Source organism: Amycolatopsis sp. WAC 01375, from assembly GCF_003947325.1.
In the GTDB taxonomy this organism is placed as follows: domain Bacteria; phylum Actinomycetota; class Actinomycetes; order Mycobacteriales; family Pseudonocardiaceae; genus Amycolatopsis.
On the sequence record NZ_QHHW01000036.1, the window covers coordinates 264,614 to 290,730 of the forward strand.

22 protein-coding genes are annotated in these 26,117 nt (G+C 69.2%); 8 read left to right on the forward strand and 14 right to left on the reverse strand.

What is annotated here, in order from left to right; translation table 11 throughout:
- Positions 1–24: 24 nt before the first annotated feature.
- The 6 genes from DL991_RS24135 to DL991_RS24160 are packed head-to-tail and all read right to left on the reverse strand — an operon-like array spanning position 25 to position 6,549.
- Complete coding sequence (locus tag DL991_RS24135; protein ID WP_125786613.1) at positions 25–1,044, reverse strand: ABC transporter permease; 1,020 nt, start codon at positions 1,042–1,044, stop codon at positions 25–27.
- Positions 1,041–2,564, reverse strand: coding sequence for a sugar ABC transporter ATP-binding protein (locus tag DL991_RS24140; protein WP_125786614.1), 1,524 nt, complete (start codon positions 2,562–2,564; stop codon positions 1,041–1,043). Before DL991_RS24140 ends, DL991_RS24135 begins: the two co-directional genes overlap by 4 nt.
- The gene (locus DL991_RS24145; RefSeq protein ID WP_233598956.1) at positions 2,561–3,604 is read right to left on the reverse strand and encodes a sugar ABC transporter substrate-binding protein; all 1,044 of its coding nucleotides are present in this window, start codon (positions 3,602–3,604) and stop codon (positions 2,561–2,563) included. The genes DL991_RS24140 and DL991_RS24145 overlap by 4 nt, the downstream gene beginning before the upstream one ends.
- 28 nt (positions 3,605–3,632) lie before the next feature.
- Positions 3,633–4,391 (reverse strand): SDR family NAD(P)-dependent oxidoreductase, encoded by a 759-nt coding sequence (locus DL991_RS24150; protein WP_125786615.1) that lies wholly within the window; start codon positions 4,389–4,391, stop codon positions 3,633–3,635.
- Positions 4,388–5,689 (reverse strand): enolase C-terminal domain-like protein, encoded by a 1,302-nt coding sequence (locus tag DL991_RS24155; RefSeq protein WP_125786616.1) that lies wholly within the window; start codon positions 5,687–5,689, stop codon positions 4,388–4,390. Before DL991_RS24155 ends, DL991_RS24150 begins: the two co-directional genes overlap by 4 nt.
- Positions 5,689–6,549: a fumarylacetoacetate hydrolase family protein gene (locus DL991_RS24160; protein WP_125786617.1), complete on the reverse strand. Its 861-nt coding sequence runs from the start codon at positions 6,547–6,549 to the stop codon at positions 5,689–5,691. The genes DL991_RS24155 and DL991_RS24160 overlap by 1 nt, the downstream gene beginning before the upstream one ends.
- Positions 6,550–6,779: 230 nt before the next feature.
- On the opposite strand from DL991_RS24160, the gene DL991_RS24165 reads away from it, so the two are divergent.
- On the forward strand, positions 6,780–8,033 hold the full coding sequence (locus DL991_RS24165) for a Bcr/CflA family multidrug efflux MFS transporter (RefSeq protein WP_125786618.1): 1,254 nt from the start codon (positions 6,780–6,782) through the stop codon (positions 8,031–8,033).
- Positions 8,034–8,104: 71 nt separating this feature from the next.
- Here DL991_RS24165 and DL991_RS24170 read toward each other — a convergent pair whose 3' ends face one another.
- Positions 8,105–9,328, reverse strand: a complete 1,224-nt coding sequence (locus DL991_RS24170) for an NAD(P)/FAD-dependent oxidoreductase (protein ID WP_125786619.1) — start codon at positions 9,326–9,328, stop codon at positions 8,105–8,107.
- Between the two features lie 197 nt (positions 9,329–9,525).
- Here DL991_RS24170 and DL991_RS24175 point away from each other — a divergent pair, with 197 nt between their 5' ends.
- The 3 genes from DL991_RS24175 to DL991_RS24185 all read left to right on the forward strand — a co-directional run bounded on the left by DL991_RS24175 (position 9,526) and on the right by DL991_RS24185 (position 13,869).
- Positions 9,526–9,744 carry a hypothetical protein gene (locus tag DL991_RS24175; protein ID WP_039922712.1) on the forward strand — a complete coding sequence of 73 codons (219 nt, stop codon included), beginning with the start codon at positions 9,526–9,528 and terminating at the stop codon, positions 9,742–9,744.
- A 57-nt stretch (positions 9,745–9,801) separates the two neighbouring features.
- A complete protein-coding gene (locus DL991_RS24180) occupies positions 9,802–11,775 on the forward strand; it encodes an SDR family oxidoreductase (RefSeq protein WP_125786620.1) in 1,974 nt (657 codons plus the stop codon).
- Between the two features lie 285 nt (positions 11,776–12,060).
- Complete coding sequence (locus DL991_RS24185) at positions 12,061–13,869, forward strand: hypothetical protein (protein ID WP_125786621.1); 1,809 nt, start codon at positions 12,061–12,063, stop codon at positions 13,867–13,869.
- Positions 13,870–13,900: 31 nt separating this feature from the next.
- Here DL991_RS24185 and DL991_RS24190 read toward each other — a convergent pair whose 3' ends face one another.
- Complete coding sequence (locus tag DL991_RS24190; protein ID WP_125786941.1) at positions 13,901–15,217, reverse strand: PLP-dependent aminotransferase family protein; 1,317 nt, start codon at positions 15,215–15,217, stop codon at positions 13,901–13,903.
- 128 nt (positions 15,218–15,345) lie between these two features.
- On the opposite strand from DL991_RS24190, the gene DL991_RS24195 reads away from it, so the two are divergent.
- Positions 15,346–16,173: an ABC transporter ATP-binding protein gene (locus DL991_RS24195; protein ID WP_125786622.1), complete on the forward strand. Its 828-nt coding sequence runs from the start codon at positions 15,346–15,348 to the stop codon at positions 16,171–16,173.
- 75 nt (positions 16,174–16,248) lie between these two features.
- Positions 16,249–16,905, forward strand: coding sequence for an O-methyltransferase (locus tag DL991_RS24200; protein ID WP_125786623.1), 657 nt, complete (start codon positions 16,249–16,251; stop codon positions 16,903–16,905).
- Between the two features lie 290 nt (positions 16,906–17,195).
- On the opposite strand, the gene DL991_RS24205 is transcribed toward DL991_RS24200, so the two are convergent.
- The gene (locus DL991_RS24205) at positions 17,196–19,130 is read right to left on the reverse strand and encodes a transglycosylase domain-containing protein (protein ID WP_125786624.1); all 1,935 of its coding nucleotides are present in this window, start codon (positions 19,128–19,130) and stop codon (positions 17,196–17,198) included.
- Between the two features lie 144 nt (positions 19,131–19,274).
- Here DL991_RS24205 and DL991_RS24210 point away from each other — a divergent pair, with 144 nt between their 5' ends.
- Together DL991_RS24210 and DL991_RS24215 are read left to right on the forward strand one after the other, a co-directional pair.
- A complete protein-coding gene (locus tag DL991_RS24210) occupies positions 19,275–19,604 on the forward strand; it encodes a helix-turn-helix transcriptional regulator (protein WP_125786625.1) in 330 nt (109 codons plus the stop codon).
- Positions 19,605–19,608: 4 nt separating this feature from the next.
- The gene (locus tag DL991_RS24215) at positions 19,609–21,285 is read left to right on the forward strand and encodes a SulP family inorganic anion transporter (protein ID WP_125786626.1); all 1,677 of its coding nucleotides are present in this window, start codon (positions 19,609–19,611) and stop codon (positions 21,283–21,285) included.
- Here the strand turns inward: DL991_RS24215 and DL991_RS24220 are convergent.
- From DL991_RS24220 to gcvH, 5 genes are all read right to left on the reverse strand, one after another.
- The gene (locus tag DL991_RS24220) at positions 21,259–21,981 is read right to left on the reverse strand and encodes a FadR/GntR family transcriptional regulator (protein WP_125786627.1); all 723 of its coding nucleotides are present in this window, start codon (positions 21,979–21,981) and stop codon (positions 21,259–21,261) included. The genes DL991_RS24215 and DL991_RS24220 overlap by 27 nt on opposite strands.
- Positions 21,982–22,070: 89 nt before the next feature.
- The gene (locus DL991_RS24225) at positions 22,071–23,444 is read right to left on the reverse strand and encodes an L-serine ammonia-lyase (protein WP_125786628.1); all 1,374 of its coding nucleotides are present in this window, start codon (positions 23,442–23,444) and stop codon (positions 22,071–22,073) included.
- A gap of 16 nt (positions 23,445–23,460) precedes the next feature.
- Complete coding sequence (lipA, locus tag DL991_RS24230; protein ID WP_125786629.1) at positions 23,461–24,462, reverse strand: lipoyl synthase; 1,002 nt, start codon at positions 24,460–24,462, stop codon at positions 23,461–23,463.
- A complete protein-coding gene (gene glyA / locus DL991_RS24235) occupies positions 24,459–25,727 on the reverse strand; it encodes a serine hydroxymethyltransferase (RefSeq protein WP_125786630.1) in 1,269 nt (422 codons plus the stop codon). Before glyA ends, lipA begins: the two co-directional genes overlap by 4 nt.
- Before the next feature lies 1 nt (position 25,728).
- On the reverse strand, positions 25,729–26,106 hold the full coding sequence (gcvH, locus tag DL991_RS24240) for a glycine cleavage system protein GcvH (RefSeq protein ID WP_016336369.1): 378 nt from the start codon (positions 26,104–26,106) through the stop codon (positions 25,729–25,731).
- Positions 26,107–26,117: the final 11 nt, after the last annotated feature.

A 26,117-nucleotide genomic window follows, 5' to 3' on the forward strand; every position in this document is an offset into this window, starting at 1 on the left:
AGGCCCCTTCATTGCATCGGTGTACTAGGTCTGCGCCTTCCCGCCGGCATAGCGGGAGATGATCAACGCGACCAGGATGATCACGCCGTAGATCGCCTTCAGCCATTCCGGCGGCACCTGCGCGACCTGCAGCAGGTTGGTGACCGTCTGCAGGAGCAGCACGCCGGTGAGCGCCCCGACCAGAGTGCCCTTCCCACCGTCGAGTGAGACACCGCCGATCACCGCAGCGGCGAACACCTGAAGGATCAATCCGTCGCCCTGATCGGCGCCGAGCGCGCCGACGTAGCCGGTGAACGCGAGCCCGCCGAGCGCGGCCAGCACACCGGCCACGACGAAGACACCCCAGGAAATCCGGTCGACGCGGATACCTGCGGCCCGCGCGGCTTCCCGGTTGCCGCCGATGGCGTACAGCGAGCGGCCGATCCGGTGATACCGCAGCCCCAGCCCGAACACGGCGAACAGCGCCGCGGCCAGCCACACCGACATCGGCAGCCCGATGAACGTCGTCGTGGCCAGCGCGGTGAACACGTCCAGCTGGTCGAACAGCGTCTTCCCTTGCGTGGAGCCGATCTGCGTGCCGCGCAGCACCGTCAGCATCGCCAGCGTGACGATGAAGGCGTTCAGCTTCAGCTTGACGATCAGGAACCCGTTCACGAAGCCGACCGCGGCACCGGCCACCAGCACGGCGAGGATGCCCGCGAAGCCGGGGATCTCCGTGCCGAAGCCCGAAGACGCCACCGGGATGACCAGCATCGCGCCCAGCGCGGGCGCCATGCCCATGGTGGATTCCAGCGACAGGTCGAACTTCCCGGTCAGCAGCACGAGCGATTCGCCCAGCACCACCATCGACAGCGCCGCCGAAGCGGACAGGATCCCGACGATGCTGCCGAAGGTCAGGAACGTGTCACTGATCAGTCCTCCGATGATCAGCACCACGATCAGCGCGGGCACGAGGGCGAGTTCACGCAGCCAGCGGAACTTCCGGCGGTTCGGCGGTGGTGGCCCCAGCGAGGCCGATTTCGGATCCGTCATCAGTTCGGTCATCCGCGCTCGACTCCTTCGATGTCGGCCACCAGGTCGCCGTCCGACCAGCCCGCCCGGTGTTCGGCGACCACGGCACCGGCGCGCAGCACCAGCACCCGGTCGCTCAGGCGGAGATCGTCCAGCTCGTCGCTGACGATCAGCACCGCCTTGCCCTCCGCCCGCACCCGGTCGACGACCGCGAGCAGCGCTTCCTTCGACTTCACGTCCACGCCCGCGGTCGGGTTGATCAGCACGACCAGGCGCGGATCCCCGGCCAGCGCACGGGCGAGGACGACTTTCTGCTGGTTGCCGCCGGACAGGTCGGACACCGGCTGATCGGCGTCAGCCGCGACGATGTCGTAATCCGTCAGCGCCTTCGACGCCTTCGAGTACCGGACGCCCGGTGACGCGAGGCCGCCCTTGCCGAGGCGATCCAAAATGGACAGTGTGGCGTTGTCCATGATCGAGTGTTCGAGCACCAGTCCTTCGTGGTGCCGGTCTCTCGGCACACAGCCGATGCCGGCGCGGATCGCGGCCGGGATGTCGCCCGGCTTCAACGGTTTCCCGTCCACCCTGATCGTGCCGGAGGCCGGGGAACGCAGCCCGTACACGGTTTCGGCGACCTGGTGCTTGCCGCTGGCGTTGCTGCCCGCGAGGCCGATCACCTCACCGCGGTGGATCCGGAAGGTCACGTCGCCGAACCCGTCACCGGAAAGCCCGTCGACGGTCAGCACCTCGTCGGCGTCCGGCGCCAGCGCCTCCCGCGTCGAAGCGTCGCGGACGGAAAGCCCACCCTGCTCGCCGGTCATCGCGTCGATCAGCTCGGCGCGGCCGACCTCCGAAACCGGCGCGGTCAGGATGTGCTTCGCGTCGCGCAGCACGGTGACCGCCTGGCACACCTCGTACACCTCGTGGAGGTGGTGCGAGATGAACAGGAACGTCACCCCGCTGTCCTGCATCTGGCGCATCCGCGCGAAGAGCCGCTCGATCGCCTGGCTGTCCAGCTGCGCCGTCGGCTCGTCGAGCACGATGAACCGGGCACCGTAGGACAACGCCCGCGCGATCTCGACGAACTGCCGGTCCTCGACCGAAAGCTCGCCGGCCGGGGTGTCGACGTCGACGTGGACGTCCCACGAGTCGAGCAGTTCCCTGGCCTGGCGACGCAAGCGCTGCCAGCCGATCGCGAACCCCTTACCGGACTGGCGGTTGAGGAACAGGTTCTCCGCGACGGTCAACTGCGGGACGACCATCGCGTGCTGGTAGACACAGGCGACCGCGCGTTTCCAGTCGTCCTGTTTGGACAACGGCGGCGCGGGCACGCCACCGAACTCGACGTGACCGGTGTCCGTTTTGGACAGTCCGGTGAGGATGGAGACGAGCGTCGACTTCCCCGCACCGTTGCGGCCGACGAGCGCGTGCGACTCGCCGGGATACACGGTGAGGCTGACGTCGGACAGCGCCACGGTCGGGCCGTAGCGTTTGCCGACGCCCTGTGCGCTGACCACCGGCACGGCGGCGGACCCGGCGGGCAGCGCGCTCACAGGTTGTTCCCCCAGAGGGCCTTGTCGTCCACGTTGTCCTTGGTGACGACGGGCGCGGGGAGCTGGTCTTCCAGTATCCCCGGCCGGACCTCGACGACGGTGCTGCCGTGATCGGTCGGCCCGGCCTTGAAGGTCTCCCCCGCCATCGCCTTCCTGATCCAGTACATGCCGTACTTGGCGTAGTCGTCGGCGGGCTGGGAGACGGTCGCGTCGAGTTCGCCCGCGCGGATCGCGGCGAGCTCCTGCGGGATGCCGTCGTTGCTGACCAGCACGACATGCTTCGGGTCGCCGACCGGGAAGTAGAGGTTCTTGCGCTTGAGCGCCTGCTGCGTCGGCGCCAGATAGACGCCGCCCGCCTGCATGTACACGGCCTTGATGTCCGGATTCGCGGTCAGCAGACTGTCCAAACCGGACGAAGCCTTGTCCGCCTTCCACTCCGCGGCGACCTCCAGCACCTGGACCTGCGGGTGCTTGGTCTTCATGCACTGCCGGAACGCCTCGGAACGGTCGCGGCCGTTGACCGAAGCCAGGTCGCCCATGACCTGCACGACCTTGCCCGACGTGACCTTCGCGCCGATCGCCTCACAGGCCTTGGTGCCGTACGCCTTGTTGTCCGCGCGCACCACCATCGCGACCTTGCCGCTCTCCGGCGCGACGTCGACCGCCACCACCGGGACACCTTTGTTCTCCGCCGCCTTGAGCCCCGCGACGACGGCGGCGGAGTCGAGCGGCGTCACGACGAGACCCTTGATGCCCTGGTTGAGCAGGGTGTTGATGTCGGTGATCTGCTTCGCCGGATCGCTGTCCGCGTTGACCGTCGGCAGCGCGTCGACGCCCTGCTCCTTGGCCTTCTGCGGTACGTAGTTGTTGTAGGCCTGCCAGAACGGCGAGGTCAGCAACGGGATCGTCGCGCCGACCTTGCCGCCCTGCGCCCCGCCGGACCCCGGCTTCGGCGCGTTGTCCTTCGTGGATCCACAGGCCGACAGGGCCAGCCCGAGCGCGGTGGCCGCGGCGGCCACCTTGATCACCCTCGTACGCACCGCATCCTCCTTGATGACAGCGAAAAACCTACTGCTGGACCGGACCGCGCGGGCGCAGCCCGTACATCCCTCCGTCGACGGCGAGCGCCGTTCCGGTGGTCGAAGCCGACAACGGACTGGCGAGGTACACGACCGCGTTCGCGACCTCGTCCGCGGTCACCAGCCTGCCCATCGGCTGACGGGCGGCCAGCGCGGCCCGTTCGGCCTCCGGGTCGCCCGCGGCGTCGAGCAGCCTGCCGACCCACGGCGTGTCGGCGGTGCCGGGGCAGACGCAGTTGACCCGGATCCGGTCGGCGAGGTGGTCGGTCGCCATCGCCAGGGTCAGCGAGAGCACCGCGCCCTTGCTGGCCGAGTACAGCGCGCGGCTGGGCAGGCCCGCCCACGCGGCGATCGAACAGGTGTTGACGATCGCGGCCGACGGCGAGTTCTTCAGCTGCGGCAACGCCGCCCGCGCCAGCCGCACCATGCCCACCACGTTGATGTCGAGCACGCGGTGCCATTCGTCGTCGCTGTTGGCGGTGACGTCACCTTGAGCGCCGATCCCCGCGTTGTTGACCAGGATGTCGAGCCTGCCGAAGCGCTCAGCGACCGCGTCGATCGCGGACCGGACCTCGTCGTCGGACCCGACGTCGCAGCGGAATCCGGCCAGGCCTTCGGGAAGGTCGCCGGGATTCAGGTCGAGCACCGCGACCTTCGCCCCGCGTGAGGCGAGCAGATCCGCGGTGGCCCTGCCGATTCCCGACGCGCCTCCGGTGACGGCCGCGACGAGGCCTTCGAACTCACTCACTTGCTTGTCTCCGTCCATTCAGGACCGTCGGGGAAGGTGAACCGGCGCAGCGTCGCGTCGTGCATCCGTGCCGAGAAGCCCGGCGCGGACGGGGCGACGTAACGGCCGTCGATCACGGCTGCCGGGTCGGTGAAATGCTCGTGGAGGTGGTCGACCCATTCGATGGACCGGTCCACGTCGGAAGCGGACACGGCCACGTAGTCGAACATCGACAGGTGCCGGACGAGTTCGCACAGCCCGACACCGCCGGCGTGCGGGCACACCGGGACACCGAATTTGGCCGCCAGCAACAGGATCGCCAGGTTCTCGTTGAACCCGCCGACCCTGGCGGCGTCCAGCTGCAGCACCGAGATCGCGCCCGCCTGCAGCAGCTGCTTGAACATCACGCGGTTCTGGACGTGCTCACCGGTGGCCACCCGGATCGGAGCGAGCGCCTTGGCGATCGCGGCGTGCCCGAGCACGTCGTCCGGCGAAGTGGGCTCCTCGATCCAGTACGGGTCGTACTGCGCCAGTGCGGTCATCCAGGTGATCGCGGTCGAAACGTCCCAGCGCTGGTTCGCGTCGACGGCGACCCGGATGTCCGGGCCGACGGTCTCGCGGGCGAGTTTCATCCGGCGGACGTCGTCCTCGAGATTGCCGCCGACCTTCAGTTTGATCATCTCGAAGCCGTCCGCGACGGCCTGTTCGGCGAGCCGGACGAGTTTCGCGTCCGAGTAGCCGAGCCAGCCGGGGGAAGTGCTGTACGCGCGGTACCCGTCACGCTCGATCCGGGCGATCCGCTCCGCGCGGCCCGGTTCGGCGGCGCGAAGGATGTCGAGCGCTTCCTGCTCGGTCAGCGCGTCGGACAGGTAGCGGAAGTCGACGAGGGAGACGAGATCCTCGGGCGACATCTCGGCGGCGAACCGCCAGACCGGGAGTCCGGCGATCCGCGCGGCGAGGTCCCAGGCGGCGTTGACCACCGCGCCGATCGCCATATGCGCGACACCCTTTTCCGGGCCGAGCCACCGCAACTGCGAGTCGCCGACCAGTGCCCTCGACAGGTCGCCGAGCGCGGCGGCGCCGGTGGGCACGTCCCTGCCGACGACGTGCGATTCCAGCGCGCGGATCGCCGCGGCCTGGACGTCGTTGCCGCGTCCGATGGTGAAGGCGAGTCCGTAGCCGTCCGGGCCGCCGTCGGTGTGCAGCACGACGTACGCGGCCGAGTAGTCCGGGTCCGGGTTCATGGCGTCCGAACCGTCCAGCTCCCGAGAGGTCGGGAAGCGGACGTCGAGCACCTCCATGCCCACGATCTTCGCCATCACGCCTGCCTGACGGTCTGGCGCTGGCGGCCGAGGCCGTCGATCTCGAGCTCGATGACGTCCCCTTCGCGCAGGTACGGCTTGGGATCCGGCTGACCGAGGGCGACGCCCTGCGGAGTGCCGGTGTTGATGAGGTCGCCGGGGCGCAGCACCATGAACCGGCTCAGGTAGTGCACGATCTCGGCGACCGTGAAGATCATGTCCTTCGTCGACGAGTCCTGCTTCTTCTCGCCGTTGACCCACAACCGGAGGCCGAGGGCCTGCGGGTCGGTCACCTCGTCGGCGGTGACCAGCCACGGGCCGAGCGGGTTGAAGTTCTCGCACGACTTGCCCTTGTCCCACTGGCCGCCGCGTTCGAGCTGGAACTCACGCTCGGAAACGTCGTTCGAGACGGTGTAGCCGGCGACGTATTCGAGGGCTTCTTCGACGCTTTCGAGGTAGCGCGCGGTCTTGCCGATGACGACGCCGAGCTCGACCTCCCAGTCGGTCTTGGTCGAACCGCGCGGCACGAGCACGTCGTCCTCCGGGCCGACGACGACGTCGGAAGCCTTCATGAAGACGACCGGCTCGGCCGGGACGGCGGCGCCGGACTCCTCGGCGTGCTGCCGGTAGTTGAGGCCGATGCAGACGACCTTGCCCGGCCGCGCGATCGGCGCGCCCACCCTGGCCCGCGTGGCTTCGGGGCCGGCTTCGGGCAGCTCACCGGCGGCCAGCGCGGCCGCGACCCTGGCGACGCCGTCACTCGCGAAGAAGCCGCCATCGATGTCGGCGGTCAGCCCCGAGAGGTCGCGCAGCGTGCCGTCTCCAGCACGTACGAACGGACGCTCACTTCCCGGCTCCCCGAGACGCAACAGCTGCACGGATTTTCCCTTCCGGCCGAACCGCCAACAATCAACGGCTCCAACAGCAACGAACAGACATCCGATGTATACCCGACGACCTTCGGCCAGATCTAGAGGTCGCCTCGATTTGTCTCGAAAATTGATCGGATCAGTCGCGACAACTCGGAGTGCCATGGGTCACAGCGGGAATAGTTACCTACTCTAAGCAAGTTGTTGTCGGCGGAACCATCCCTGGGGAGAGGAAGAGCATGACCATCGCGCCCGAGCGAGTGGAAGAGTCCGTCGCGCGACCGCACATGACCGGCCGCGCCCGGTTCGTCCTGATCCTCGGCGGCCTGTCCGCCTTCGGGCCCCTGTCCATCGACATGTACCTGCCCGCGCTGCCGCAGATGGCGGGAGAACTGCGCGCGGCGGACGCGACCGTCCAGCTGACACTGAGCGCGTTCATCATCGGGCTCGCCCTCGGCCAGCTGGTCCTCGGACCGCTGTCCGACGCCATCGGCCGCCGCAAACCGCTCGTGGCCGGGCTCGCCCTCTACATGGTCGGCTCGATCCTGTGCGCCGTCGCCCCGACCGCCGAACTGCTCATCGCCGCCCGCGGTGTCCAGGCCTTCGGCGCGGCGGCGGGCATCGTGATCGCCAGGGCGACCGTCCGCGACCTCTACTCCGGCACCGCGATGACGAAGTTCTTCTCGCTGCTCATGCTGGTCAACGGGCTCGCCCCGATCCTGGCGCCGATCATCGGCGGCCAGATCCTGAACTGGACCTCGTGGCGCGGCGTGTTCGTCTGCCTGACCGTGTTCGGCGCGATCCTGCTCGCCGTCGTCTTCTTCCTGCTGCCGGAACCCCTGCCGGAGGAACGCCGCACGCCCGCGCGCTTCGGCTCGGTGATGCGGAAGTACGCGAGCCTGCTCCGCGACCGCAGCTTCCTTGGCTACGCGCTGGCCTCCGGGCTGATGTTCGGCAGCCTGTTCGCCTACATCTCCGGTTCTTCCTTCGCCCTGCAAGGCGTCTACGGCCTGAGCCCGCAGGCGTACAGCCTGGTGTTCGGGCTCAACGGCATCGGCATCGTGGCCGTCGGCCAGCTGAACGGGCGCATCGTCGGCCGCTTCCCGGAACGGACCCTGCTGACCGTCGGCCTCGTCATCGCGGCGGTCGCCGGCTTCGGCGTACTGGCCGCGGCGGCGCTGGACCTCGGCCTGATCGGGCTGCTGATCCCGCTGTTCGTCCTGGTGTCGAGCATCGGCATGGTGGCACCGAACGCGAGTTCGCTCGCGCTGGCCGAGCAGGCGCGGTCCGCCGGTTCGGCGTCGGCGCTGCTGGGCGTGCTGCAGTTCGTCGTCGGCGGGCTGGCGACGCCGCTGGTCGGGCTGGGCGGCGCGGGCACCGCCGTCCCGATGGGGATCACGATGGCGGCCTTCGGCGTTCTCGCGCTGCTGGCCTTCGGGACCATGACGGGGCCTTCGCGTGCTTCGCGGGCTTTGGTCGCTCAGGAGGCCTAAGCCTCCGCAGAGCGCAATGAAGGGGCCTTTCATAGCAAAATTTGCTATGAAAGGCCCCTTCATTGCACGGGTCAAACCAGCGACTTGAGGTCGCCGGTCCTCAACTGTTCCGCCGTCACCGCAGCGCGTCCCTCGACGAGAGCCTTCAACGCGTCCCCGTCGTCCCACTGGTTGACGTTCATCGCGGCGGTCACCTGTCCGTCCCGCAGCCAGAACGCCGTGAAGTCCCGCGCCGCGAGGTCGCCCCGCACCACGAGCTCGTCGCTTTCTGGGTCGGCGAGGCCCCGGTACTCGCAGCCCAGGTCGTACTGATCCGAAAAGAAGTAGGGACTCCGCAGGTACGGCTCGTTCTCTCCCAGCAGGTTCCCGGCGACGTGCTCGCCTTGCCACTTCGCGTTCGACCAGTGCTCGACGCGGACGCGTTTTCCGTAGCGGGGATGGAAATGCGCGGCGATGTCGCCGATCGCGTAGACGTCGGGCGCCGCCGTCCGCAGGCCGGCGTCGGCGCAGACTCCGCCGTCGTCGGACAGTTCCAGCCCGGCGGCGTGCGCGAGGTCGACCCGCGGCGCGGCGCCGACGGCCACCAGCACGACGTCCGCGGGAAGCTCGTCACCGCTCTGCAAACGAACGCCGGTCACCCCGTCCGGGCCGCCGGTGAACCCGGCGACACCTTCACCCAGCCGCCAGTTCACGCCGTGCTCCGTGTGCAGATCCTTGAAGACCCCGGACACCTGATCGCCCAGCACCGCGAGCAGCGGCGAGCCGATCTGGTCGACCACGGTCACCTCGGCGCCGTGTTCCCTGGCGGCCGCCGCGGCCTCGGTCCCGATCCAGCCCGCGCCGACGATCACCACCCGTCCGGCGTCCTTGAACGCCGAACGCAGCGCCAGCGCGTCGTCGAGGGTGCGCAGGGTCCGCAGTCCCGGCAGGTCCCCGCCGGGCACCGGCAGCGATCGCGGCCGGGAGCCGGTCGCGAGCACGAGACGGTCGAAGCGGTGTTCGCCGCCCGCGTCGTCGAGCACGTGCCGCGCGCCGAGTTCGATCTTGGTCGCGGTCGCGCCGCTCTTGAACGCGATGTCCTTCTCTTCGTAGAAACCCGCGTCGTGCACCCAGTCGGGTTCATCGGTGTTGCCCATCAGGAGCCCTTTGGACAAGGGCGGTAGTTCGTACGGGCGATGCGTGTCGGTACCGAGCAGCAGGATCTCGCCCGGGTAGCCGCGTTCTCGCAAAGTCCCGGCGGCCGTCGCGCCCGCGAGACCGGCCCCGACGATGACGATTTTCCTGGGTTCGGACATCCATGACCTCCCAAGCAGTCCCCTCCCCCGGACGCTACTCCCGTTCGTCCTCGTCCGGCCTAGCGAAACCGGAAGTCGATCACGATACGAAGGATCGGTTAACCCATCAGTAGGAATGTCGGGCAACCCGCGTCACGGCCTCGAAACCGCCCCGTCCCAGCCACGGACGAGAAAGGGAGATCATGGGATACGGGAGGATGAGGACGTTGGCACCGCGGGACGAATGGTCGGTCGGCTGCCGGGATCTCGCGGGCAGGCGCAGGGACGTGACGGTGTTCGTGAGCAGCGACAAGATCGTGCTCGTGGCGCCGCCCGGCGAGGCCGCCGTGCTCGGGCCGCTGGACGTGGGGCGCCTGCGTGCCGCGCTCCGCGACGCCGTGGTCGCGGTGGCCGAACATCCGGATCACAGCGAATGACAACTACCGTTCCTACTTCCGAGTAGGTAGAGTCGGCCCCTTCGGAAGGAGCCGGCCATGACCACCTACTTCGTGACGGGCGCGACGGGTTTTCTGGGCAAACGCCTGGTCGCGCGCCTACTACGGCGACCTGAGACCGTAGCCGTCCATGTTCTCGTGAGGGAGACCTCACGCGGGAAGCTCCCGAGCCACGAGAAGCTCGTTCCCGTCACCGGCGACCTGACCGAACCCTCGCTCGGCATCGATCCCGCCCGCGTGGGGCCGCTAGACCACGTCGTGCACCTCGGCGCGATCTACGACCTCACCGCGGACGAAGCGGCGAACCGCGCGGCCAACGTCGACGGCACCCGCAACGTCCTGGAGTTCGCCGCCGCCGCGAAGGCCGGGCTCTTCCACCACGTCTCGTCGATCGCGGTCGCCGGAAAGTACGCCGGGCGCTTCACCGAGGCCGATTTCGACCTCGGCCAGAGCTTCGCGTCGCCGTACCACGCGACGAAGTTCGAGGCCGAGAAACTCGTGCGACGGCACGGGAAAACGCCGTTCCGCGTGTACCGGCCGTCCGCCGTGGCCGGTGATTCGCGCACCGGCGAGATGGACAAGATCGACGGCCCGTACTACTTCCTCCCCGCGATCTCGCGGCTCGCCACCCTGCCCCGCCGTCTCCCGCTGGCCGCCCCGGATCTCGGCGCCACGAACATCGTGCCGGTCGACTACGTCGTCGAAGCGATGGAGCACCTCATGCACGTCGACGCGCCCAGTGGCAGCACGTACCACCTCGCGTCGCCTCGACCTCAGCCGCTGCACGAGGTCTACAACGCCTTCGCACGGGCCGCGGGCGCGCCGAAGATCTCCGCTGTCCTTCCCCCTCGTCCGTCCGGAGCGCTGAAGCGCGCCGGAACCCGGCTGGCGAAATCCGCCGCCGCCGGTTTCGACCGCGTTCCCGGCGGGCGGTCGGCCCGCGCGGCGGTACTGACCGAACTCGGCATTCCGCTCGAAGTCCTGCCCCATCTGAGTATGGAGGTCGACTTCGACACGAGCGCGACCACGGCCGCGCTCGAAGGCAGCGGGATCACCTTGCCCCCGTTGAAGGAGTACGCCGGTCCGCTTTACCGATACTGGCTCGAGCACCTGGACCCCGATCGCGGCCGCCGCCGTCCGGGCCCGGAACCGCTCGACGGCCGCAAGGTCCTGATCACCGGCGCCTCGTCGGGCATCGGGCGCGCGTCCGCGCTGGCCGTCGCCGCGAAGGGCGGCGAAGTGATCCTCGTGGCCAGGCGCGCCGACGAGCTCGAAGAGGTCCGCGAGCAGATCGTCGCGGCGGGCGGGAAGGCGTCGGCGTATCAGTGCGACCTCACCGACGGCGGCGCGGTCGACGCACTGGTCAAGGACGTGCTCGCCGCGCACGGCGCCGTCGACATGCTGGTCAACAACGCGGGCCGCTCGATCCGGCGCTCGCTTTCGCTGTCCACCGAACGGTTCCACGACTTCGAACGCACGATGGCGATCAACTACTTCGGCCCCGTGCGCCTGACGCTCGGCCTGCTGCCGTCGATGACCGCGCGCGGGTTCGGCCACGTCGTCAACGTGACCACCCAAGGACTCCAGACCGACACCCCGCGGTTTTCCGCTTACCTGGCCTCGAAGGCCGCGCTGGAGGAGTTCGGGCTGACCGCCGGACGGGAAACGCTTTCCGACGGCGTCACCTTCACCTCCGTCCGGATGCCGCTGGTGCGCACCGACATGATCACGCCGACCGGGTCCTATCGCGGTATGCCGTCGAGCTCTCCCGAACGCGCCGCCGCGCTCGTGGTGAAGGCACTGGAGAAACGGCCCGAGATCCTGAACCTGCCCGAGGGCACGGCCGCCGAACTGGTGACGCTCGTCGCACCCAGGACGGCGCGGTTCTTCGCACATCTCGTCTACCGCGCGATGCCCGAATCCGCGCCGGAAACCCGTGGCCTGCCCCGGAAGGCTCCGCTCGCCTCGGTCGCGGGCGCGGTCACCAGGCTGGTCTGGCGCCGCCGTCCCTGAGCTGTTGGCGGAGCCGAGGATGGCCTCGTGAACCGGGCATGACGTGAACCCGCCCTGGCCGAAGGCCCCGCTATCGCGGTGGCAGGGCGCCCTTCTCGCCCGTCGGGACAAGTTTTGCCAGGTCGCGGCCTGCCGACGTCGATCGCGGCGCGGGTTCACCAACAGGCACTGACCTCCTCGCCGCCGGGCTCGATCGGGGGACGCCCCCGGCCGCTACCATCGGTTTCCGATACGCCGGGGGTCGGCGGACTCGGGCCGAGGCAGGACGAGGAGGGAAGGGGCAGTGTGGACGTCGCCAGTCCCCCGCTGACGACCGGACCGGACGCCGGGGTGGTACGTCCGTCCAGGACAGTGCTGCGGCTTTCCCTGCATGTGGCGTGGGTGCTCGCGCTCGCCGTCGCCACCGAACTCCGGGTGGGGCGCTTCGGTTTCCACCCGTCGGACCAGGGTTTCATCCTCGCCCAGGCCTGGCGCGTGCGGCACGGCGAGGTCCCGCACTCCGACATCATCTCCGCACGGCCACTGGGTTCGGCGTACCTGCACATCGTCGACTTCGTGCTGCCGGGCCCGCTGTTCTTCGTCTCCAGCGTGCTCAGCATGCTGGAGATCATCCTGGCGACCATCGCGTTCGCCGCACTGGTCACCCGCCGCCGCGTCCGTGACTGGGGGCCGGGGCTCACCGGGCTGACAGCGGCCGCGTCGCTGCTGAACCTCAACGCCTTCCCGCTGATGGCCTGGCACACGATCGACGGGATCTTCCTGACCGCCTGCGGTGCCTGGGCGCTGGATTCGGGGCTGCGCAACGGGAAGGCGTGGCCGCGGCGGCTCGGCCTCGTACTGCTGGGCACCGCGGTGTTCGTCAAACAGAGTTTTGCGCCGGTGCCACTGATCGCGTTGTGCTGGTTGCTGCTGCACCCGTCGTTGCGGGAAGGCGCGTTCCGCACCGGCCGCTGGTGGGGTCGCCTGGCCTGGGATCTGCCGGCGCTGGGCGCCTTCTTGGTGTTCTACCTCGGAATCGTCGCGTTCGACGGCGGGCTCGGCGCGATGGCCGAGCAGCTCACCGGCGGTCTGCCCGCGTACGGCGAGCGACTTCTCGGTCTATGGCTGGAAAATCCCGAAACGCTGCTGCGGCCGCCGGTGCGGGGCCTGACCTTCTTCGCGATCGCCGGGGTGCTTCTTGCCCTGCTCGGGGTCTTCCGCGAACGCGCCGGATTCGCCGGGGCGGTCCTCGCGCGGCTGCTGCTCCTGGCGGGGGTGGCGGTGGTGGTCGGCACCGTCGTGGATGGACACTTCACCGGTGCTTCGCGCTGGGCGGACGTCCTCTGGTGGATCCTCGGTGTCGCGCTGCTGGTGAACTGGGCGGCGAAACGGCGGTTCCCGCGCATGGGCGCGCTCGTCTTCGCGACCGGCTTCATGACCAGCCTCTCCTGGGGGAACGACACCCCGACGTTGTTCACCGGAACGCTGGCGCTGACGGCGATCCTGGAACTGTCGGACGCGCTGCCCCCGCTGCCGGATCCGCCTCGCCGGATCGCCTTGGCCGGCGCCACCGCGATGGGCCTGGTCGCGGTGCTGGCGTCGGGCTGGGCCGTGGTCGTGCACCACGACGAAGCCGCGTACCTCGACATGGCGCGCGAGAAACTGACCGGTGACCTCGGCACGGTGACGCCGTCGATGCGCGGCATCCGGACGAACCCTGGCACTTTCACCTACATCTCCCAGATCCAGGACTGTGTCACGCGCTATCCCGCGGGGCGTACGGCGGTCCTGCCCGACAACCCGTTCGCCTACCCCGCCTTCGACCTGCGCAATCCGTTCCCACTGGAATGGCCGCTGCCGCTGGAGATCGTCGCCGACGCACCGCAACGCATGCTCGCGAGGGCCGACGAGCTCAACCGCGAAGGCGACTATCTGGTGCTGTTCCAGACCGTGAGCATGCCTGTCCTGGCCAAGGGCGGTCCGGTGCCCGCCGAGGTCGCGGGCGACGCGCCGATCTTCGACTATCTCGGGCTGGAGAACGCGCTGCGGTCGAGGCTCACCGGCCAGACCGTCACCTGCGGCAGCTTCGTCGGCAAGTGGGCTCCGCGCCCCTGACGCAATTCGTCACCTACTTGCGATGGCCGGGTTACTCGACGCCGGCGTCCTCCGGGCGGCCGGAAGCGAGACCGGCGAGGACGTCCAACGCGGCCCCGAGCGTCTCGAGCGGCGGCGACGAGACGGCGAGGCGCACCGCGTTCGGGGCGTGACCGGGGACGACGGCGAACGCGGCCGCCGGGGTGACCGCGATCCCGCGCCGCGCGGCCGCGGCGACGAAGGTCTCGGCGCGCCAGTGTTCGGGGAGTTCCCACCAGCAGTGGTACGCCTGGGGATCGGCGCGCACCGTGAACCCGGCCAGCCGCGCCGCCGTCACCCGCTGGCGTTCGGCGGCGTCGAGCCGTTTCGCCCGTTCGACGGTTTCCAGGGTGCCGCCGGTGATCCACCGGGTGGCGGCTTCGACGGCGAGCCTCGGCGCGACCCAGCCGCCCGAGCGCACGGCCGCGGCCAGCCGTTCCGTCCATTCCGCCGGGACGGCGAGGAATCCGGTGGTCAGCCCCGGGGCGAGCCGCTTCGACATGCTGTCGGCGAACACGGTGCGTTCCGGCGCATACGCCGCGAAGGGCCGGACCTCGGGCCGGAGGAAGGTGTAGATCCCGTCCTCGATCACCGGGATGTCCATCCGCCGCACGGTTTCCGCCAGCTCGACGCGCCGCGCTTCGTCCATTGTGGACCCGAGCGGATTGTGCAGCGTCGGCTGGACGTACAGCGCGCGGACGGACGCGGCTTCGAGTGCCTCGGGAATGAGCCCCATGTCGTCGGTCTCGATGGGCACCAACTGGACGCCGAGCCGTCCGGCGAGCGCCTTGACCACCGGGTACGTGATGGCTTCGACGGCGAGCCGTTCCCCCATCGGCACGAAGGCGGCGATGGCGGCCGCGATGGCCTGACGCCCGCTGCCGGCGAAGAGGACTTCCGGCGCCCAGCCGTCCTTCGCGAACAGGCCGCCGACGGCGTCCCGCGCCTGCTTCGAGCCGGACACGGTCCCCGGACGCAGCGCCGCTGTCAGGACGTCTTCACGCAGCAGCGACTCCAGCGCCTTCCCGACCAGCGCCGTTTGCTCGGGCAGGACGGCGAAGTTGAGTTCGAGGTCGACGGTCGCGCCGCCCGGTTCGGCGAGCGCGGTCTCCAGCGGCGGCCTCCCGGCGCGGACGAACGTGCCGCGGCCGACCTCGCCGACCACGACGCCTCTCCGGACGAGTTCGCCGTAGACCCTGGCAGCGGTCGAGTTGGCGATCCCGCGTTCGCGGGCGAACCGCCGCTGCGGGGGCAGCCGGTCGCCAGGGCGGAGCCTGCCAGCCTCGACGTCGGCGGAGATCTCGTCCGCGACTATCCGGTAGTCCTCCATGCCGTCCTTCGATCGCACCGAGTGCATTCATGGGATTGCACTGGGGATGATGCCATCGAAGAGCGTTGTGAGCCGACTGCGACCTACGGAACACCACAACGGCGGAGTCCTAGGTTAGCCTAACCTGCGTGGAGACCGTGGAAACCCTCACCGAGCAGAGCACGACGTCCCGCCTGCACGCGGACGCGCTGACGCTCGCCTACGACGGCCGGACCGTGGCCCAGGACCTCGGGGTGGTCATCCCCGACCGGTCGTTCACCGTCATCGTCGGCCCGAACGCCTGTGGCAAGACGACCCTGCTGCGCGCGCTCGCGCGGATGCTCAAACCCCGCCAGGGTTCGGTGTTCCTCGACGGCCAGGTGATCAGCTCGTTCCCGGCCAAGGAGGTCGCCCGTCGGCTCGGCCTGCTGCCGCAGAGTTCGATCGCGCCCGACGGCATCACCGTCGCGGACCTCGTCGCGCGCGGCCGGTACCCGCATCAGCGGCTGCTGCGCCAGTGGTCCCGCGAGGACGCCACCGTGGTCGCGGAATCCATGCGCGCCACCGGGGTCGACGACCTCGCCGAACGGCTGGTCGACGAACTGTCGGGCGGCCAGCGGCAGCGCGTGTGGATGGCGATGGCGCTCGCCCAGGAGACCGATCTCCTCCTGCTCGACGAGCCGACGACCTATCTGGACATCGCGCATCAGATGGACATCCTCGACCTGTGCGCGCAACTGCACCAGGAACAGGGCCGGACGCTGGTCGCGGTGCTGCACGACCTCAACCACGCCGCCCGGTACGCGACGCACATGATCGCGATGCGGGACGGAGAGGTACTGGCGACGGGCGCGCCCGAGGAGGTCGTCACCGCCGCCAACGTCGAAAAGATCTTCGAGCTGCCCTGCCGTGTCATGCCGTGCCCCGAGACCGGGACTCCGCTGGTGATCCCGAAAGCCGGGCGCCGCGCCGCCTGAGGTTCGTCCGGACAGCCGCCCCGATGGACGATTTCGTGACCGTCGGGCGGCATTAGGTTTGCCCGGGGAGGTTCCATGACTCAGGAAATCTGGTCCAAGGTCGACGAATACATCTTCGACGCGCTCATCCCGGCCGACCACACCCTCGACGAGGCTCTTCTCGCCTCGGACGAGGCCGGGATGCCGCCCATCGCCGTCGCCCCCAACCAGGGCAAACTGCTCCATCTGCTGGCGAAGATGATCGGTGCCCGCTCGATACTGGAGATCGGCACGCTCGGCGGCTACAGCACCATCTGGCTCGCCCGTGCCCTGCCGCCGGACGGGCGTCTCGTGACGCTCGAGTACTACCCGAAATTCGCCGATGTCGCGCGGAAGAGCATCGACGCCGCCGGTGTCGGCGAGCTCGTCGACATCCGGATCGGGGAGGCGCTGGACCTGCTGCCCGGCGTCGAAGGCCCGCTCGACATGACGTTCATCGACGCGGACCGGGTCAACAACCCGGCCTACTTCGAGGCGGCGCTGAAGCTGACCAGGCCGGGCGGGGTGATCGTGATCGACAACGTCGTCCGCGCCGGAGCGGTGGCCGACCCGGCGAACACCTCCGACGAGATCGAAGGACTCCGGCGGATGCACGAACTGATCGCCGCCGAACCGCGGGTCGACGCGACCGCGTTGCAGACCGTCGGCAAGAAGGGGTACGACGGGCTGACGATCGTCCTCGTGACGTCCTAGCGACCCCTTGACCCACTCGGGCCTTACCCGTACATGAAGGCCCCCTTCATTGCGTCTAGAGCAGCGAAGGGGGCCTTCATGTACTTCCACACCACGGCGGCGGTGTGGTGTGCGCAAAGGCCGTTTCGCGTGATCCGACGGCCGACACACGTGATCCGACGGCCGACTCGCGTGACTGGATGGACGACACGCGCACGGCCGGCTTCCGCCGCGAGTCGTCCGCCCAAACACACATGTCGGCCATCCAGTCACGTGTGTCGGCCATCCAGTCACGCGAAACCGGTCCTGCGTCAGCGCGGGCGGGGTGCCGTCGTGGTCGCGGGGACCGGCCATCGCACCGGCAGTCCCTGGTGGAAGGCGTTCATGAAGCGCTGCCACATCTCGGCCGGGATCGTCCTGCCGGTCAGCTTCTCCCCGGCGGCGTCCCGCATCCGGCGTGGTTCGTCGGAGCCGACCCAGACCGCGGTCGCGAGCTGGGGCGTGTACCCGACCGCCCAGCCGCCCGCGTTGTCGTCCGTCTCGTTGTACTGGAAGTCGCCCGTCTTCAGCGCCGCCGGACGGTCTTTCAGCCCGGTGGTCAGCACCTGGCTGATCGTGCCCGCGACCCGGCGGCTCAGTGCCTCGTCGCCCTTGAACGCGGGCGTCTTGTCCGGGGGCCGTTCCCAGACGATCTCACCGTTCTCGTCCCGGATCTTCGACACCAGATGCGGGGTGGCGCGCATGCCGTCCGCGGCGAAGGTCGCGTAGGCACCGGCCATGTCGCTGGGCCGCAAGGGATACCGGCCGACCGCGATCCCGGGTCCGATCAGGAACCCGTCCTTCTCGCGCAGGGTGACCGCGCCGTCGACGGCCTCGGGGATCCCGGCCGCGCGGGCGCCGTTCCGGACCGTTTCCGCGCCGAGTTTCTTCGCCAGGTCGACGAAGGGGCCCTGCGCGTCCCGGCCCATCGCCTCACGCAGCGTGCATTTGCCGGTCTCGCCGCACTGGTCCGGGAACTTGAAGGTCTCGCCGAGGAATTCGACCTGCGCGGGCGCCTTCAGCGGTTCGTCCACGTTGACGCCTTGTTCGAGTCCGGCGGCGAGGGTGAACGGCTGGAAGGCCGAGCCGGTGCCGTACGGGGTGCCGGCGTAATCGTGCACGCTCCAGCCGCCGCCGTTGTAGGCGCGGATGGCGCCGGTCCCCGGTTCGACGGCGACCAGCGACGCGCGGAAGTGCTCCGGCTGCCCCTGCAAGCGCTCCTTGACCGCTTTCTCGGCTTCTGCCTGGGCACGCGGATCGATGGTCGTCTCGACCTTCATCGCGCCGCCGCGGAGCCGGTCCAGCGGGTAGCCGACCTGCTCCAGCTCGGCCAGGACCTGCTGCTTGACGTGGTACTTCTCGTAGGTGACGCGACCGGCGCGGGTCTCCGACGGCGCCTGGATCGCGTCCTCCGGATAGGTCATGCCGACCGCTTCGGCCTGGCTGACGTAACCCCGCGCGACGAGCTTGTTCACCACGTAGGACCAGCGCTTCATGGCGTGCTCGTGGGTGGAGGCGTACGGGTCGTGCACCGACGGCGACTGGATCATGCCGGCGAGGAAGGCCGCCTCGCTCCAGGTCATCGAGTCATCGAGTTTGCGGCCGAAGTAGGCGTTCATCGCCGACGCCGGGCCGTAGGTGCCGCGGCCGAACGAGATGATGTTGATGTAGCTCTCGAAGATCTCCTTCTTGGTCTGCTGCTGGGTGATCTTGGTGGCGAGCACCAGTTCGGAGAATTTGCGGGTGAGGGTGGCGTCCTCGTTTCCGGTGGATTTCTTGATGTACTGCTGCGTGATCCCCGAGCCGCCGCCGACGCCGGTCACCAGCGCGCGGCCGAGTCCGGTGAGGTCGAAGCCCTCGTTGTCCCAGAAGGTCGGGTCCTCGGTCGCGACGATCGCGTCACGCAGCTTCGCGGGGATGGCGTCGTAGGGCACGAACAGCCGGTCGCCGCCGGGCGGGATCACCTTGAGCAGTTCGGAACCGTCCGCGTTCTGCAGGACGACGGTCTTGTCGAGGTCGGCGAGCACTTCCTCCGGGCTGCGGACGTCGAGCAGGACGTACGCGATCCCGAACGTGACCACCGGGATGCCGACGAGCAGGCCGAGCGTCCAGGCGGCGATCCGGCGCCACCTGCGCTTCTTCCCTTTCGGCTCGGGGGTGGCCGTGGTCTCCGACTCGGGTGCGACTGACTCATCCGGGTTCTCCACGCCAGGTAAGACGCCCGAACGAGTGAAAAGGTTGTGGGAAAATCACCGAATCGTGTCCCGACTCCAGGGCAAGCGGGGCATTACTTGAAGAATTCTTCATTTGATAAAGTGTTCGTATCGGCAAGTCGAGCGAAGGAAGCCGGTATGCCCGTCCCCCTGTACCAGGCCAAAGCGGAGTTCTTCCGCATGCTGGGCCACCCGGTCCGGATCCGTGTGCTGGAACTGCTCGCGGAGGGCCCGAAGGCCGTCCGTGAACTGCTCGCCGAGATCGAGGTCGAGGCCTCCAACCTCTCCCAGCAGCTGGCCGTCCTGCGCCGATCGGGAATCGTCACCTCGACACGGGAAGGGTCGACGGTGGTGTACTCACTGGCAGGCGGGGACGTCGTCGAATTGCTGCGCGCGGCCCGGCGCATCCTCACCGAACTCTTGGCCGACCAGAACGTCCTGCTCGCCCAATTGCGCGACGCGGACTGACGCGGTGGCGGGATCGAGGCTTTCGGGACTGCGTTCCCTCCTGCCCGGACGCGAAGACCTGCGCACGCTCACGCGGGCTCCCCGGCGCGATCTCACGGCGGGTTTGACCGTCGCGATCGTCGCCCTCCCGCTGGCGCTGGGCTTCGGCATCTCATCCGGCCTCGGCGCCGAAGCCGGGCTCGTCACCGCGATCGTCGCCGGTGCGCTGGCCGCCATCTTCGGCGGCTCCAACCTCCAGGTGTCCGGCCCGACCGGGGCGATGACCGTGGTGCTGGTGCCGATCATGGCCACGCACGGCGCGGGCGGAGTGCTGACGGTGGGCCTGCTCGCCGGCGTGCTGCTGCTCCTGCTCGCGGTCGCCCGCGCCGGCCGGTACATGCGCTACGTCCCGATCCCGGTGGTCGAAGGCTTCACGCTGGGCATCGCCGGGGTGATCGCGCTGCAGCAGATTCCCGCCGCGCTCGGGGTCGCCACCCCGGAAGGCGAGAAGGTGGCCGTCGTCGCGGCGAAAGCGGTGGCCGACTTCGCCGGGCACCCATCCTGGCCGTCGATCGCGATCGCGGCCGGGGTCGCCGTCCTGATGCTGCTCGGCGCGCGGTGGCGGCCGTCGATCCCGTTCTCGCTGGTCGCCGTGGCGGTCGCGACACTCGTATGCCACTTCACGCAGCTGCCGGTCTCCCGCATCGGCGCCCTGCCCGCCGGTCTTCCCGCGCCCTCGCTGGCCTTCCTGGATCTGTCCACTTTGGGCGCGCTGGCGCCCTCCGCCGTCGCGGTCGCGGCGCTGGCCGCGCTGGAAAGCCTGCTTTCGGCCACGGTCGCCGACGCGATGAGCGTCAACGAACGCCACGACCCGGATCGGGAGCTCTTCGGGCAAGGCCTCGCGAATCTGGTCACCCCGCTGTTCGGCGGAGTGCCGGCCACCGCGGCGATCGCGCGCACCGCCGTCAACGTCCGCGCCGGCGCGAGGTCCCGTCTCGCCGCACTCACCCACGCGCTGGTGCTGGCGGTGATCGTCTTCGCGGCGGCGCCGCTGGTGGCCGCGATCCCGATCGCGGCGCTCGCCGGGGTACTGCTGGCCACCGCCATCCGCATGGTCGAGGCGGGCTCGGTCCGCGCGTTGCTCCGCTCCACCCGCCGCGACGCGCTGGTCCTCGTGCTCACCGCGGCCGCGACCTTGATCCTGGACCTGGTCACCGCGGTCATCCTCGGTCTCGTCGTGGCCGGCGCCTTGGCGCTGCGGGCGATCGCGAAGGCGGCCCGCGTCGAAGAGGTCCCCCTTGACCACGCCGATCACGGCGCCGAGGAGCGGGCGCTGCTGGACGAGCACATCGTCGCGTTCAGGCTCGATGGCCCGCTGGTCTTCGCCGCGGCCCACCAGTTCCTGCTGGAGCTGTCCGAGGTCGCCGACGTCCGGGTGGTCATCCTCCGGATGTCACGGGTGTCGGCCATCGACGCCACCGGCGCCCTAGTCCTGCGAGATGCTGTCGATCGGCTTGAACATCGTGGGATCACGGTGCTGGTGTCGGGGATCAGACCCGGCCACGAAAAGGTGCTCGACGAGCTCGGTGTCGCGGACCGGCTTCGCGCCGAGGGCCGGGTCTTCCCCGACACACCGCATGCCATCGAGTTCGCGCACGCCCTGCTGACGTCACCCTCAAGCGAGGAACGCGCGAAGCAGTGAAGCCGTCCCTTCGACGTGCTCCGTCATCGCACGGCGGGCCGCCTCCGGATCACCGGCCAGGATCGCGTCGACGATGGCCTCGTGCTGGGCGTTGGAGTGCTCCAGATTCGGTTCGAGCAGCGGGATCATGTCGAGCAGCTGGTTGACCCGCATCCGCGCGTCGGCCATCGCCGTGGTCAGCGAGCCGGACGCGGTGACCTCGGCGATCGCCAGGTGCAGCCGCGAATCCTTGCGCCGGTAATCGCCGACGTCGGCCGCCGCCGCCTCGGCGAGCGTGCTGGTCAGATGCTGCCGGTCGGCCGGGCTGAGGGAGCGCGCAGCCGCCATCTCGGCGGCGCCGGTTTCCAGGACGTGCCGCAGGCCGAGCGCGTCTTCCAGGGTGGCGTTGTCGACCTTCCGCCCGTCGGCGGCGGGCGGGTCGGGCAGGACGTCGTTGACGAAAGTGCCGCCGTAACGGCCACGCCGCGACTCGACGTAGCCCGCGTCGGACAGCGCGCGGATGGCCTCGCGCAGCGTCACCCGGCTGACCCCGAGCCGCTCGGCGAGCTCACGTTCCGACGGCAGCCGCTCCCCCGCGCCCACCACTCCGAGCCGGATCGCCTGGAGCAGCCTTTCGACGGTCTCCTCGAAGGCGTTGCCCGCGCGCACCGGGCGGAACAGCGCGTCACCCGCGTTCGCGACCGTGCTCGACTCCACCCTTCGAGTTTAGGCCGCCCGCAATTCGGCACCTGGTTGCGGTACTTGCGCACGCATACATCGCAACCAGGTGCCGAATTGCGTAGGGATCAGCACTCGATGACGTTCACGGCGAGACCGCCGCGCGAGGTCTCCTTGTACTTCACGCTCATGTCGGCGCCGGTCTCGCGCATCGTCTTGATCGCCTTGTCCAGCGTCACGATATGCGAACCGTCGCCGCGCATCGCCATCCGTGCGGCGTGGATCGCCTTCGACGCTCCGACGGCGTTGCGCTCGATGCACGGGATCTGCACCAGCCCGCCGACGGGGTCGCAGGTCAGCCCCAGGTGGTGTTCGACGCCGATCTCGGCGGCGTTCTCCACCTGCGCGGGCGAACCGCCGAGGACCTCAGTGAGCCCGGCGGCGGCCATGGCGCTGGCCGAACCGACCTCGCCCTGGCAGCCGACCTCGGCGCCCGAGATCGAGCCCGTCTGCTTGAGGATCGAGCCGATCGCGCCCGCGGTGAGCATGAACGTCACGATGCCGTCGTCCGACGAGCCCCGGATGAACCGCTGGTAGTAGTGCAGAACGGCCGGGATGATCCCCGCCGCGCCGTTGGTCGGCGCGGTGACGACGCGGCCGCCCGCGGCGTTCTCCTCGTTGACCGCCAGCGCGTACAGGCTCACCCAGTCCATCGCGTACAGCGGGTCGCCGACGCCGTCCTCGGCGAGCAGCTTCTCGTGCAACGCCTTCGCACGGCGCGGCACCTTCAGCCCGCCCGGCAGGACACCCTCGTGCTCGCAGCCGTTGCGCACGCATTCCACCATGACCTGCCAGATCTCCAGCAGACCCTCACGGACCTCCTCGCGCGTGCGCCAGGAGAGTTCGTTGCGCAGCATGATCTCGCTGATCGGCAGCCCGGTGTCCTCGCAGTGCTTCAGCAGATCCGCGCCGGTGCGGAACGGGAATTCCAGCCGAGTCGAGTCTTCGACGACGACGGTGTCGGTCTCGTAGGACTCATCACGCACGAACCCACCACCGACGGAGTAGTAGGTCCGCTCGCGCAGCACCTTCCCGTCGGCGTCGAACGCGCGGAAGATCATCCCGTTCGGGTGCGCGGGCAACGACTTCCGCCGGTGCATGGTCAGATCGGTGTCCTCGGTGAACACGATCTCGTGTTCACCGCGCAGCTTCAGCAGACAGGATTCGCGGATCTCCGCGATCTTGCCCGCCACCGTGTCGGTGTCGATCTCCTCCGGACGCTCCCCGGACAGCCCGAGCAGCACGGCCTTGTCGCTGCCGTGCCCGAACCCGGTCGCGCCGAGCGAGCCGAAAAGCTCACTCTGGACACGCGTCGTGGCCGTCAGGTCACCATCCGCGGCCAGACCGTCCACAAAGGTCAGTGCCGCACGCATCGGGCCCACCGTATGGGAGCTGGAGGGGCCTATGCCGATCGAAAACAGGTCGAAGACGCTGATCGCCATTGATCTGCCCTCCTTCCTATCTGGCCAGCAGTGAGCTGGCTTCTTGGGCCGCGGGCCCTTCGGCGGCGAGATGGGCCAAGTTCTCCGACAGCGCTTCGCCGCGGTGGGCCTTCGTCTGCGCGAACAGCCGCCCGGCGCGGTACGACGAGCGGACCAGCGGCCCGGCCATGACGCCGGCGAAACCCATCGCCTCGGCGGCGTTCGAGTGCTCGACGAACTCCTCGGGCTTCACCCACCGGTCCACCGGGTGGTGACGAGGCGAGGGGCGCAGGTACTGGGTGATCGTCAGGATCTCGCAGCCCGCGTCGACCAGGTCCTTCATCGCCGGAGCCACCTCCTCCGGAGTCTCGCCCATGCCCAGGATCAAGTTCGACTTCGTCACCAGACCGGCCTCACGGGCCCGCGTGATCACTTCGAGCGACCGCGCGTACCGGAAACCGGGCCGGATCCGCTTGAAGATCCGCGGCACCGTCTCCACGTTGTGCGCCAGCACCTCGGGCCGCGAACCGAACACCTCGGCCAGCTGATCCGGATCCGCGTTGAAATCCGGGATCAACAGCTCCACACCGGTACCCGGGTTCAGCGCGTGAATCTGCCGGACGGTTTCAGCGTACAGCCACGCGCCGCCGTCTTCGAGGTCGTCACGCGCCACACCGGTCACGGTCGAGTAGCGCAACCCCATGGCCTGCACCGACTCCGCCACCTTGCGCGGCTCGGTCGTGTCGAGCGCCGCCGGCTTGCCGGTGTCGATCTGACAGAAATCGCACCGACGCGTGCACTGGTCCCCACCGATCAGGAACGTGGCCTCACGGTCTTCCCAGCATTCGTAGATGTTGGGACAGCCGGCCTCCTCACACACGGTGTGCAGGCCTTCACGTTTGACCAGGCCCTTGAGCTCGGTGAACTCGGGGCCCATCCGCGCGCGGGTCTTGATCCACGGCGGCTTCTTCTCGATCGGGGTCTGCGCGTTGCGGACTTCGAGCCGGAGAAGTTTGCGCCCCTCGGGGACCGCGCTCATCGGTCGAGGTCCGCGTACAGCGGGTGCTTCTTGGCCAGCAGTTCGACACGGGCGGACAGCGACTGGCGCAGGGCCTCGTCGAAGTCCGGGCGCAACGCCTCGGCGATGATGTCGCCGACCTCGGCGAAGTCCTCGGCGCCGAAGCCGCGGGTCGCCAGCGCCGGGGTGCCGATGCGCAGGCCCGAGGTGATCATCGGCGGGCGCGGGTCGAAGGGGACGGCGTTGCGGTTGACCGTGATGCCGACCGAGTGCAGCCGGTCTTCGGCCTGCTGACCGTCCAAAGTGGAGTTGACCAGATCGACGAGCACCAGGTGCACGTCGGTGCCGCCGGTCAGCACGCGGACGCCCGCTTCGGAGCAGTCCGTGCGCGAGAGGCGGTCGGCCAGGATCTTCGCGCCTTCGAGCACGCGCTGCTGACGCTCGCGGAACTCCTCGCTCGCGGCGATCTTGAGCGCGACGGCCTTGGCGGCGATGACGTGCTCCAGCGGACCGCCCTGCTGGCCGGGGAACACCGCCGAGTTGATCTTCTTGGCGAGTTCCTGGCGGCACAGGATGATGCCGCCGCGCGGGCCGCCGAGGGTCTTGTGCGTGGTCGTGGTGACGATGTCCGCGTACGGCACCGGGCTCGGGTGCAGGCCCGCGGCGACGAGACCGGCGAAGTGCGCCATGTCGACCATGACCTTCGCGCCGACCTCGTCGGCGATGCGGCGGAACTCGGCGAAGTCGAGCTGACGCGGGTACGCCGACCAGCCGGCGATGATCAGCTTCGGCTTGTGCTCCTTGGCGAGGCGCTCGATCTCCTCGACGTCGACGATCCCGGTCTCCTTGTCGACGTGGTAGGCGACGACGTTGTAGAGCTTGCCGGAAAAGTTGATCTTCATCCCGTGCGTCAGGTGACCGCCGTGGGCGAGGTCGAGACCGAGGATGGTGTCGCCGGGGTTGAGCACCGCGACCATGGCGGCGGCGTTGGCCTGCGCGCCCGAATGCGGCTGGACGTTGGCGTGCTCGGCGCCGAACAGGGCCTTCGCACGGTCGATCGCCAGCTGCTCGATGACGTCGACGTGCTCGCAACCGCCGTAGTAGCGGCGGCCGGGGTAGCCCTCGGCGTACTTGTTGGTCAGCACCGAACCCTGCGCCTCGAGCACGCCCACCGGGGCGAAGTTCTCCGAGGCGATCATCTCCAGGGTCGACTGCTGCCGGTCGAGTTCGGCGGCGACGGCCGCGGCGACCTCGGGGTCCACATCGGACAGGGCAGCGTTGAACATGTCAGTTCTCCTGGGTCAAGACGGCGTACGCCTGGGCGTCGAGCAGGGCGGGCACGTCGCCGGACAGACGCACCTTCAGGAGCCATCCTTCGGCGTACGGGTCCGAGTTGATGAGCTCGGGGGTGTCCGTTGTGGCCTCGTTCACCTCGACGACCTCGCCGTCCACGGGTGCGTAGAGCTCGCTGACCGACTTGGTCGACTCGACCTCGCCGAACACCTCGCCCGCGGTGACGGTGTCGCCGACCGAGGGAAGCTGGACGAACACGATGTCACCGAGCGACTCGGCGGCGAAGGCGGTGATACCCACGGTGGCGACGCCGTCCGCGACGTTCAGCCACTCGTGTTCCTTCGTGTACTTCAGGTCCTGGGGGATGCTCATGATGTCGAAAG